This is a genomic window from Dysgonomonas sp. 25, from assembly GCF_010501075.1.
GTDB lineage: Bacteria > Bacteroidota > Bacteroidia > Bacteroidales > Dysgonomonadaceae > Dysgonomonas.
The window spans coordinates 50,066-61,929 of the sequence record NZ_QVMN01000003.1 but is presented as its reverse complement, the minus strand read 5'-3'; the positions used below and the strand labels follow the sequence as shown (position 1 = coordinate 61,929).

Annotated in this window: 8 protein-coding genes and 1 tRNA gene; all 9 read right to left on the bottom strand. The window is 31.7% G+C overall.

All coding sequences use genetic code 11. From position 1 onward, the window contains the following. Positions 1-8: 8 nt before the first annotated feature. Positions 9-1,979: a tetratricopeptide repeat protein gene (locus D0T66_RS05880; protein WP_163356328.1), complete on the bottom strand. Its 1,971-nt coding sequence runs from the start codon at positions 1,977-1,979 to the stop codon at positions 9-11. A gap of 14 nt (positions 1,980-1,993) precedes the next feature. Next, positions 1,994-6,208 carry an NACHT domain-containing NTPase gene (locus D0T66_RS05875; RefSeq protein WP_163356327.1) on the bottom strand — a complete coding sequence of 1,405 codons (4,215 nt, stop codon included), beginning with the start codon at positions 6,206-6,208 and terminating at the stop codon, positions 1,994-1,996. Positions 6,209-6,371: 163 nt separating this feature from the next. Beyond that, positions 6,372-7,259, bottom strand: coding sequence for a HEPN domain-containing protein (locus D0T66_RS05870; RefSeq protein ID WP_163356326.1), 888 nt, complete (start codon positions 7,257-7,259; stop codon positions 6,372-6,374). Positions 7,260-7,776: 517 nt separating this feature from the next. Continuing rightward, positions 7,777-8,481: a hypothetical protein gene (locus D0T66_RS05865; protein WP_163356325.1), complete on the bottom strand. Its 705-nt coding sequence runs from the start codon at positions 8,479-8,481 to the stop codon at positions 7,777-7,779. Between the two features lie 2 nt (positions 8,482-8,483). Further along, complete coding sequence (locus D0T66_RS05860; protein ID WP_163356324.1) at positions 8,484-9,449, bottom strand: relaxase/mobilization nuclease domain-containing protein; 966 nt, start codon at positions 9,447-9,449, stop codon at positions 8,484-8,486. Next, complete coding sequence (gene mobC / locus D0T66_RS05855) at positions 9,415-9,792, bottom strand: plasmid mobilization relaxosome protein MobC (RefSeq protein ID WP_163356323.1); 378 nt, start codon at positions 9,790-9,792, stop codon at positions 9,415-9,417. The genes D0T66_RS05860 and mobC overlap by 35 nt, the downstream gene beginning before the upstream one ends. A 318-nt stretch (positions 9,793-10,110) precedes the next feature. After that, positions 10,111-10,395, bottom strand: a complete 285-nt coding sequence (locus D0T66_RS05850) for a helix-turn-helix domain-containing protein (protein ID WP_163356322.1) — start codon at positions 10,393-10,395, stop codon at positions 10,111-10,113. A gap of 124 nt (positions 10,396-10,519) precedes the next feature. Further along, complete coding sequence (locus D0T66_RS05845) at positions 10,520-11,338, bottom strand: hypothetical protein (RefSeq protein ID WP_163356321.1); 819 nt, start codon at positions 11,336-11,338, stop codon at positions 10,520-10,522. Positions 11,339-11,657: 319 nt separating this feature from the next. Continuing rightward, positions 11,658-11,731, bottom strand: a tRNA-Met gene (locus D0T66_RS05840). Positions 11,732-11,864: the final 133 nt, after the last annotated feature.

Sequence of the window (11,864 nt, the reverse complement as noted above, 5' to 3'; positions counted from 1 at the left end):
TTTCTTTTTTAAGAAAAAGGGTGTTTGCTTTTGTGAGAAAGTATTGATAAACCAGAATGATCAATTCTGTCTCTAAATATTTTGAAACCTTCAGCTTTTGGACCAAAGAATAATTCTGTTACATAGTTTTGATTTTCCTTTCGCTGACATAAAGGTAAATAATCAATATACATTCTAGATTTACTCTCATCTACTATCACATCTGAATTATTAAAAAGTTTCTCTACTCTAATTATTCTGCATTCTTGTTCTTCTTTGAAAGCATAATGCTTCACTAAATATCTTAAATGTGTAAGTAGCACAGGTAAACAATTCCAAAAGAAATATTTTCTTTGTTTATCATCCTCCTCTATTATCTGATCATATAAATCATTCGTTTGATTTATTAAACTTATCAATTCACTAATTACAGCTTGTTCCTTTTGTGAAATATTCTCTTTGTAATCAGCCACAACTAAATCTACATCTTCATACAAATAACTTTCTCTATAAAAGACACAACTTTCCTTATGTCCTATAGAAATAACCCTGCTTGTTTGAGGATCGATGTATATACATCTAAACAATGATTCTTTAGATTTCGGTTTTAATAAAATGTTCTTTTTGTCATTATTTATAATGTTTCTATTTATAACAGGCTCGTCTTCAAAAAAATCATCCTTTACGACAATACTTACTCCCGTGGCTTCAACTTGATCTAATTTTCCGTATAATCTGAATTGATTTAAGCTATCATAATTAAAAGTAAAACAACCAACAAATGCTTGATATTGTGAATCAGTATTTCTATGAGGCAAGTTCAATATTTGAAGTAAGGGTAATCCTTCTTCTGGATCATTTGCGGTAGCTATAGTATTTAATCTAAAAGGAGATTCAGAAAATAATAAAGCTTCGGCTGTAGCCTTATTTGTATAATGTCCAAATCGATTTTCTCCATCTCCTGTAATATGGAGTAATGATATAACTTTTAGAGACTGGTAATATATATTTTTATATTCTTCTCGATCACTAGAAGAACCAATTGTTTCATTAAAGAAATTATCGCTTTCTAGCATTTTAAATATTATTACTTTTGTATCCTCGTCACATAGATTATCGTCTGCAATATCTGTTAATACACTAATTACACTTCTTTGCCCTCTTGCAAATATCTCTCCAACCTGCTCTAAATCGCCCTCTGTTGTTATTTTTTCTTTTATAATACAATTGTACAAACAGCTTCCTAGATCAGCCCATAAGGAAGGAATGTGAGGAGCTATATCTTTGGCTCTTTTGGCGTATTCCAAAGCTTTCAAATACTCTTCTTTCTCTTTATATAATAAGCTTATATTCGATAATGCAGCATGATAATTATTCTTAATCTCTAGAGATTTGAACAAATTTTCTTCAGCTTTTGAGTAGTCTTGTTTTGCTATATAAATAAAACCTAAACTATTATAAGCATCAAAATTATTATTATCTATCTGAATAGATTTATTTAAAAAGTCTATTGCCTCATCAAAATAACCTAATTCAAAAAACAAATTACCTTTAGAACTCCATAATACAGAATCATTTGGAGTTAGGGCTATTGCTTTTTCAATATATAATAATGCAGAATAAAACTCTCCTTTTTGATAAAACAAAGAACAAAGATTATAATATGCAAGGACAGAATGCTCCAATTCTATTGACTTATTAAAATGGTTATATGCTTCTTCATATTGCCCGATTTGAAAATAGTAAGCTCCAATATTATTCCAGATAAGAGCGATAGAATTATCTATTTTTAAAGCTTTTTTATAACAAGATAAACCTAAGTCTAATTGTCCCTTAGAGACTAACGTTAACCCTTTTCCATTCCATGCTTCAGCTGATTGTTGATTCTGAACAATCGCTTTATCATAGAATTCTAACGCATTGTCAAAATCAGAAGACTTATAATATGCATCTGCTTTACTAATCAAAGAGTGCAAACTCTCTCTCTGTTTCTTACTCATAACAATTAAACATTTTAAGCTTCTAACTCTTTTAGGAAAGTTCTTAAATGAACATTCCTATATTCTGGAATTTGGAGTAGGGAGTCGAAAGTATCCATCGATCTTTCTAGTATGTCATTATCCTGACTATATTCTCTCATTCCATTATAAGCTTCTATAAGTACATTTAGAGGACTTTTATCATAAAAATGGACTGTTATCTTTTCAGGTTGAGAAGATAAAAACCAAGTTAAACATTGTTTAGCATCTAAAGGAATAAGTTTTCTCAAAAAGTCATAATAATAATTACTTTTGTAATTTCCCATTGGAGATTTTAAATACTTATTTATAAATGAAATAGTTTGGGAATCCATGTTAGCAGGAATATGAAGGAAGCAATTATTAAATCTTTCCCCCAACTGTTTATCATCAATATTCAATAATATATTTATAACACTCCATCCTTTTGCTGAGTGTTTTCCCCCTAAAATATGCGCACAGATTTCCCATGTAAGCTTTTGTCTTGAGTGAGGATTATTCTTTAGTAGAACTTTAAATAGAGTAAAAGCCTTAGGACGATTGTTTATATAAGCATTAAAAAGGAAAAAAGACATTGCTTCTCCAGCTTCTTTAATAGTGATTGCTTTTTCAAAAAAAGCAGTAAGCCGTTTAAAATCAACATTCATAAGATATACTAGAGGATGTCCATCATGGAATGGAATAGCCAGTAAATATGGATTGTAATCTTTGACCAACCTTAAATAAAGATTAAAGGCTTTTTGTTTATCTAGGTTGATAAGCCATGCTCCTCGAAAAATAACGCAGGAACGAGTTATTTCATTAGCAGTGTCGGCAATATATTCTAATGTTTCGAAAATCGTCTCTTTATACTCTACTAGAGAATAGCAACCGACTAATAATTCTACGGACATACCTCTTATTGAATTTATGCCTGCTGTAACAACTTCCATTCCAATATCGTCACGTTGAATTACATCTTTGGTAAACTCTCTATCTGGAGTTTGATAAATAATACCTATAATAAAATCAAAGATTTCTCTATCTAAAGTCTTGTTGCCATTCACAATGTAGTCTAGTACTCTAAGGAAAGTTGGCAAATATCTTTCATCAAGTTCTGCTTTTCGTAATTTTATAATCCCCAAACATAAATGCTGAAAAGATTCTTTGCTATATTCTGCTTTTTTTAGCCCTTCTAGTCCAGACAAAATATATTCAATCTCAATAGCTTCATCATCTATAAGATTTTTAATAAATTCATAGAACTTATTAGGTTCTTGTGACACATGCTGTTCAAAACTTCTTGTATTTCCACCTTTAGATGGTTTATGCCAATCATCAAATGAACGTTGCTCTGTATTGAGTTTAATGAAAGAATTTCTCCAGTCATCAAGAGTCATATTATCATATGCTTTTTGTGGATAGCTACGCCAACCAGAATATGTAGTAACTACACTAGGAGGTTCATTCTCTACTTTTTCATACTTTCGAAATCCTTCTTGATATATTTTTTTCATTTCTGGATATTCGTTGATACTCTTTTCTGGCAAAAGGGAGACCAGACTATATGCCTTTTTTAAATAAGTTGAATAAACTTTTTTCTTTGTATAGAAAGTCTCGTAAGTCCAATGATGATACTGTTTTAAAGTAGACAATATTATTTGATTAAGAACTATTTGTTGTTCTCTATCAAATAAAGGATAGCATTTGGCGACTAATATATTGGAATAATACCCCAAGAGCTCGGAAGAGTTCGATTTAATTAAAAAATCAGGGTTAGACAAAAGTTTAAATGCTGTTCCTATTTCTTGTTCTTTATTCTGTATCAAGTAGTAAACTCCAAGCGTTAGTACATTTGCATACTGTGAATTTAATGTTTCCCTGAGCAATGAAATAGAATTAGCATCTAATTTCTTCTCTTTTATACTATAGAAAATAGTATCATATAGATCTTTGTAATCATGAAAATCAAAGTCGTTTTTAAGGTTTGGTCTATAGTGAGAGAATGCTCTACTACTATAAAAAGAGTCACTTAATTCATACGATTTTGATTTTTCGATCTCAGTTATAATATGAATGAAGTATGGTATTGCCTTATTGGGGTATTGTTTATATAATTCACTATAAATCTTCAAGCCAGAATGAGAACCTGGAATATAGTTATCATCAAACCAATCTAATTTATAAATATTTTCGTAAAAATCTCTTTTAAGCTCCTCAATAACAAAGTCTGGATCAGCCTTCAAGGCTTTCTCTAAATAGTAATATTCTCTTCTAGTATTTAGGTTCCACTTTGCAGATGTCATATGATACAGTTCGTATGACAATTTAATTTCTGATTCAGGAATTTGAATTAAAACATCCTCTATTATTCCTGTTTTATGAGGATGTGTTGATAAAAAATCAATTACTAACTGAGCATTTTGCCATATAATCCTTATACATAAATTCGAAATTAGTCTATTTATATCTTCCTTTTCACTTGATAATAAGTTGGTAAATTCTTTCAGAGAAATTATAAACTCAAACCATTTAGGGCTTTGAACCGATTCTAAAAATAATTGGAAATAGAAAGGTTGTTTTATAATGTGATCTGATAGAAGTTTCTTTTCCTGTTCTAATGGATTTTGATAAAACCCTAAGTCATTAATCAAGAGTAATTTTAGATGAAAACGATATTCATCTTTTGTTAATATTTTTATCAAACTTTGAATGTAGGTACTAACATCAATATCTCTTAAATAAGCAAATATTTGTTTTACTTGAGAGCGAATAAATAAACCTTGATGTATATTTTTTAGCCAATCTGCAATATCCTTTCCTGATGAAATAAATGTTCTAGCATATACGTAATCAAAGAAAGTTTGATGTATAAATTGGATTTTATTATCTGTAGATTCTTTTAACAGTTCATGATGCATAAGATAGTTCAACTCCGATTTCTCTAAATCAAAAAGTCTCTTATCAGCTACAATATGTTGTTGATCATGCATCTTATTTGCAATGCTAGTGAGTAATTTTATTAATTCTAGCGAATTTCCATTAGTAATATACTCTTCCCAAATAGCATCATAAAGCTTTGAAAGAGTAATGCTTTCATCAAATTCCTTTTTTAAACCCACTTTACAGAATAAGTTTAAATGCAAAGGAATTCTGAGAAATTCTTTCAAGCGAGTTTGCCTTTCGTCTATATTTATACCAATAGTAGATAAAACAGAGTCAACCTGTTGCATTTCTAATAGAGATAGGCGAAATATCTTTTTCCCTTTATAAGAGCGCAAAATAGGATCGTAATCTAGGTCATAGTTTCTACAAGAAATAATGATACGTACGTTTGGGTATACTTCTAATTGCTTTATTAATCTATCATAGGAATTAATTGCATGCCTACTTGACGAAAGCGATTGTGACAGTGCATCAATTTGGTCTATAAGAAGTACAATTAATTCATTGTCTATACTTATTTTTCTAAATGTTGGAATAATACCATCGGTAATATTTAGCTCAGCCTCAATCCCTTTTATGGAACTCATATTGAGTATTTTATCAACTTTAATCCCCAATGTTGGAATATTCTTTATCTTTAATAAATCAAACAAATCTTTTAATACAACAGACTTTCCATAGCCTGCATTCCCCACCAAAAGAGCAATATTAGATTCTTTATCCTTAAGATCATTTAAAATCCAGTTGTAAATTTCTATTGTTTCAAGTCTATCTATGTGTATTTTACCTTGAAATGTATTTTCATAGCTTGATAAATCCACAGAAGCAACTTCAATATTAAATAATAACTCCTCTGCTGTTTGTTCTAATAAATTAAACTTTCGAACGAGCTCTCTTGTATCCTTCTTTATATCTAAAACTTCTTTATATATATTATCAAGTTTTATATTGAAAACTTGGTTTGCTAATTCGGGAATTTTAAATAGTTCGAGAAGAAATAATTTATTCATCTGCTTATGGTAGTCAGGTAGATTACTTCCGTCAATGATATTAAAACCATATATTAGATTTTTATAATAAGAGTCATTTTCTAAAGAGTCATCTACAATTACGTCATCTCCTAATTCAGAATATACTTTAGATGCTTTTAGATATGTATTTCCTATTTTTTCAGCTAAAGTTGCTTCAAAATATTCTTTTAGTTTATCAACCAAAGCTTGTCCACCTTTAGATGCTGTATCTGTAATGATTCCTTTTCCAATTAATAACAGAAGAGTTTCCAACATATATATACTGAAATGTTTAAAATGTATAAGATTTAATATCAAATAATATTGATTCAGCCTTGTTTTATAATATAATTACATAGAGTTGTAAAAATAGTATCTGCGTGAACGTGAACGCAAAAAATAAGTTCCAGGTTTTTCATAATTAAAAAAATACTATTCCTCACTCCATCTCCCCGTACTCTTTAATCTTCTCCTCACAAATGCGTTGGGTGATATCTCGAAGAAGTTCCACTTTCGGAACTAGGGCGTCGATATCTTCTTTGGTTACCACAAAGTCGGGGTCATAGCGTCCATTGACATAAGCCTGTTTAAGAAGTTCAAATAATCTTTCTTCTTCGGATGTATTACACGGAAATACTTTTACAAATTCATCCGAATATTGTTTCACCGAATTGAGTAGCTTATAAAGATTATGTTGTTTTGCATTCTGTAATGTGAAAACAAGGCGGATAGCATAAAACAGGTTTTCGGTAGCTTGATGAAGCATAAATGAAGCCATTCTATATTCTTTTTCTTGATAATTGAAAAGAGCATTTTTCAGAAAGACATTAGCACTATGAAACTTTTCCTCAAAATATTCTTGAGCCTGTTGTTTTATTTCTTTATAATTGAGATTACGTTTGCGGACTAATCTATTTCTGCCACTATTGTATAATACTATACCTTCATCTTTTATCTGTGTATAGAAATAACGACATTCTTTCAGATTTTTATTTAGTTTCGTTATATCTTCAGTTATAAATTGTAAGGGTGGCTGTCTATCTGGGTCTTTTGCACGCCTGAAGTAAATGTCTATCACATTATTAAGCGTTTTCATTGCAGCACCATCAGAAATACCGCTTGTTACTACCAGTATATCATAATCGCTTACATAAAACTGTACTTTCCGAAACTCTCGTTTTTCATCATATACCGTGAAATTGTTACGGGCATAGCTGCCGTAAAGGATTATCATTTCGGTTTGTTTGAGCCTTTCCAATACAGTTTCAACTATAAATTTCAGGTCTTTTTTATTTTCAGATGGCAAAAATGCGATTGACTTTTTCATGTAAGTTTATTTATTCCTACAAATTTAAGATTATAAAGGTATGTAAAAAAGAAAAACAGCGATTAACATTTAATGGTTAATTGTATATTTGCATATACTTCTGTTATTGTTGGTTTAGTCGTTTTGCACTGAAACTGACAAATGATACCGCAGAGTTATAATATTTCAGTTTATAATATTTATAACGGCTTGATTAATAATCAGGCTTAAAGTAGTTATTATGGAAAATGAAAATCGAAAAATTAATATAGAACCTATATATACTTTTCTGACGGAAGATATACCTCCGAAAGATTTCTCTGAGTTATTGGATGAATTTTTGTATCATTATGTTATGATGCTGATTCAGTCACACCCGAACGATAGAATCGGCATACATGAGAGGACAGTCGAGTTTATTTATTATCTGAAGTTATTGCGGGATATTATTCCGTTATGTGAAAAAAAGGTATGATCTAATAAAGGCAAAGTATTTAAACTTTGCCTTTATTTCCACTATTGATAGATAGATTAGTATTTACCTAATCAATTCTTGAAGCTTTTTATCAATTTGCTGGTTGTCTTTTTCCTTCTGCTCTTTTACAGCGTTATTATAGGCTTTTTGATTGACCAAGTCTTCAAACTTAACGATTTTACGCTCTATACTATCCCGATAATGAGGTCTTTCGGCATAAGATTGATTCATGTATACAAGCTCATCGTATGAAACACCACCTTTCATCAGAACATACCTGTATTTAATATCATTATGCCTAAGCCTTTTGTTTATCTGGGATTGGTTGTAATTAAAATATAAAGAGGTACCAATACCTAAGCATAGAACAACAATTCCAATAACTGTTTTGCTCGATTTAAAATCTATCGAATATTTATTCTCAACAACAGCAGGTTGCTTTAATAACTTCTTTAACTCCTCCACTTTCAGATTCAGCACTTCAACAACCGACTGTTTCGATTTCTCCTGAAAATCTTTGCTGATATTGAATATGGCGTTTGCAAACCTTTTCAAATCTTCGACATCTACTCCTTTTTTAGCTTGTTCTACTGTCTTTGATATATTATTCAGCAAATCTACAATTAATGCTGTTTGGCTGTTATCTGTAATATTACCATTATCAGTTAATATATTTTTCCTGATAACAGACAGTTCTTCTTTTATCTCGGATAACGCCTGAGAAATACTATCTATCAATATTTCAAAATCCTGATTATTTGTTTTCATATTTATATACTTCTTCCTTTTTTGCGCTTATTTTTTCTGTTGATTTTCTTTTGCTCATACTGCATCCGCTTGGCGAACTGCTCTTCTTCATAATCGTCTCCACGACCGACACTTCCTCCTCCTGTGAAAGAAAAAAGAGAAGACATGTTAGACTGACCTGAATGATCCTCCTGCGCTTGCTGTACGTTTACAGTCTCTTGAGGTTGTTTAACTGTCACTTGCGGAGTGTTCTGTGACAGTTTAGCATCCAGTTTGGAATAACTGAAGCTGCGGTCTACTTCCGAACCTTTAAAGGTTATATCATCCTTAGTAAAAGATATCCCCTGAATAACATCGGAACTCTTATCGTTACTCTTGTATTTGAAAGACAAGCTTATTCCTTTCTGATTTAATAGTTTTTCAAAATCGCTCCAATTCTTTGATTTGGACAAAGCATTTTTCACAGCAGTATGTATCTGATATTTGGTTTTATCCTTTCCTCTCAATCTATGCTGTTTTACATTGCTTTTTCCCTTACCATAAGTTAAACCGTACTTATCTTTCAGCTTTTTACAAACAGCCTCGTTACGGTATCTGTCATTCTTATCACTGATAACTCTGCCGTTATTATCGATACGGTTATATACCAAATGTACATGGGGATTCTCATTATCAAAGTGGCGGACTAAAATATATTGAGTATCGGTTATGCCCATATTTTGCATATATTCTCTGGCAAGTGTGACCATCGCACCATCGGTTAGACGTTTCTTGTCGTCTGGAAGATAGCTGAGTGATATATGACCGACAGGATGTTTGATATTGGGTTTCATTAAACGTTGCGTATTAAAACTATTGGTTATACTATTGATATTATTATCACTATCGAGTAATACGCCATCGGCATCCAGTAGTTTGGCCGCTTCTTTACCCAATACATAACCTACACATCCTTTAAAGGTTTTTCCTTTCATAACTTTTCCAATCATTTGAGAGTTGCTTTATAATATCTATCATAATAACCCGAAGGTTAATCACATCAGAAGCTACATTTTTGAAACCCTCTTTATTGGCAGCTCTTGCTAATTGATTCAGGTTGTTTGCTTCTCCCGATAGTTTGCGAAGCGTGTCGGCATCCGATTTACTGATTCGCTGTACCACTTTTCCTGTCAGTAAAACTGAACGAACAAATTTGCTCAGGCTTACACCTGCATCCTTTGCTCTTTTCTTAAGTGCCAGATGTTCGATACCTGATATTCGGGCACTGATAACTTTTTCTTTCGACTTCTTTTTAGATGTATTTTGAGTTGAAACGGTTTTATTATTCAGCATAGTTCAATTATCTCTTTATTATTAAGTCCCTCAAAAACTGCGACCACCGGGAGCGGTTTTCTCCTTTGGCGAAGCCAAAGCAAGGTGGGAAATGTATACATTTCCATAACCTTGCTATCGCCTTTTGCTTTTGAGGATATCTGCAAAACGGAATTGCAGCATTTACAAAATCAGTTATACAAAACTTGAGCGGTTTAGGGTATTGGCCACATGAACTAATGCCCCGTATCAATAAAATAAAAACCACAATAACTCATCGGTCGGGGAGCGCCCTCGCGGCAAGGGGGGAGACCACTCCTCCCGACGAGCGAAAAGTTTCTATTTACGATGTTTTAATAATATCCGATTAGCTGCTTCGCTTTGCTGTTCTTGTTTAGTGCGAACAGGATTTTGTCTTAGCCAATCTTCAAGTAACTCACGCTCAAAATAAATCATCTTACCTTGTGGTTTGTAGTGCGGAATAATCCTCTTCGATGTGAGTTGGTATAAATAACTCTTGGATAGGTTAAGGAACTGGCTCGCTTCTTCAAAAGACAAAATCTTTTTAAGAGCGTACAAATGTTTCTCTAATGCGGAAACCCTCATTTCTAAATTTTCGTCCATAATAATATGAATTTTACAAATTAATAAATGGGGCTGCGCATCCCCCTGAATTGTGTCGACAGGGGCAAATGTATATTGGATATTAAAGGATTATGTTTGAGATAGAAAAACTCTCAATGTATTCTCAATGTTCTTGCAAATGCTTGATATAGTTGTCTATAATATGAGAATCTTTAGGTGGGTAGTCTTGGAATGTATTTACTGTTGTAGAGATAATGTCCTGATTTAAAAAGACCTTCTTTTCGGATGTGAGAAATATCTTGTTCTGGGCACAAACAGCCTGCCAAGTGCTTGCTATATAATAATGTTTGTATAACTCATAGAATAGATAAATAAGAAGTTTGTTTTTCTTACTGGAGATTTCTAAAGGCTGTTTTGTAGTACATGACAGGATTTGTTGCATCAAATCAATCGTAACAGATGTTTCCAGTACTTTTATTTTATTGATACATTCGACAAGAATCTCTATTTGCTTTTTGTTTAAGGTTGATTTAAAATCTTTGACTGCGATTTCAGGTTGTTGTATTGGTGGTGAAACTGGCATCTTATCAAACTTATCCGTATTTTCCTTATAAAGCAAATCAAAGGTTGCATTTATTTGGCTCTGCTTTTCAGTTGATAAATTCCCATAAGAAACCCATTTTTTATAGTCCAATAATTGCTTATCAATATATTCTTTTTCCTCTTCCTTCGTCATATTATTATATGCTATCACTGTTCTCATATAATGAGGAGTAAATCGAATATCTTTAAAAAGTAATATAAGAAAACTCATCCAACTGAATACAGCTACGAAACCAAAGAAAATACAGGCAACAGGAAACCATAGATAAGCTAATAAAGTATTCTTCTTTTTCAACAGCTCATATTTGTTCATTAGTGAATTCCATATCTTTTGATTGGCTTCTTTTTGTGAATGTCTTATATAAGCTAGTTTATCCATGCAATTTGGGTTTAATCATTTCAAAGCTAAAGAAAAGATATATAAGAACAAAAGGACAGGGTTATTTTACCGCATTTTTCTTAATTTTGGTATGTACATAGTATGTACATTTATTTGCTGTACATAAATTGTACATAAATAATGATTGAATCCAATTAGAATTTCCTTATTGAGAAAAGATAGTTTGTCGCAATCACTTTTTTCTTCTTTGATTTCCTTTTTCTTAGTTGCTGATTTATAGGGGCTAGTAGTATGTACATAGTATGTACATCAAAAAGAAAAGAGGCTTACAATTTCTCGTAAACCTCTCATTCTCAAGTAGCGGGACGGGGACTTGAACCCCGGACCTCATGATTATGAATCATGCGCTCTAACCAGCTGAGCTATCCCGCCATTGCTTTGTTAGCGGGTGCAAAAATAGAAGATTATTTTTGATAAAACAAGATATTTAAAAACAAAATTCAAAAAAATATTCATCCGCACAACCGCAATATGCAAAAAATACATAAGATAACCCCAAATTCCA

What these genes read in the sequence shown, in the direction of transcription:
- D0T66_RS05880 (WP_163356328.1), bottom strand. Translation starts at nt 1,979, where the DNA reads ATGAGTAAGAAACAGAGAGAGAGTTTGCACTCTTTGATTAGTAAAGCA.
- D0T66_RS05875 (WP_163356327.1), bottom strand. Translation starts at nt 6,208, where the DNA reads ATGTTGGAAACTCTTCTGTTATTAATTGGAAAAGGAATCATTACAGAT.
- D0T66_RS05870 (WP_163356326.1), bottom strand. Translation starts at nt 7,259, where the DNA reads ATGAAAAAGTCAATCGCATTTTTGCCATCTGAAAATAAAAAAGACCTG.
- D0T66_RS05865 (WP_163356325.1), bottom strand. Translation starts at nt 8,481, where the DNA reads ATGAAAACAAATAATCAGGATTTTGAAATATTGATAGATAGTATTTCT.
- D0T66_RS05860 (WP_163356324.1), bottom strand. Translation starts at nt 9,449, where the DNA reads ATGATTGGAAAAGTTATGAAAGGAAAAACCTTTAAAGGATGTGTAGGT.
- mobC (WP_163356323.1), bottom strand. Translation starts at nt 9,792, where the DNA reads ATGCTGAATAATAAAACCGTTTCAACTCAAAATACATCTAAAAAGAAG.
- D0T66_RS05850 (WP_163356322.1), bottom strand. Translation starts at nt 10,395, where the DNA reads ATGGACGAAAATTTAGAAATGAGGGTTTCCGCATTAGAGAAACATTTG.
- D0T66_RS05845 (WP_163356321.1), bottom strand. Translation starts at nt 11,338, where the DNA reads ATGGATAAACTAGCTTATATAAGACATTCACAAAAAGAAGCCAATCAA.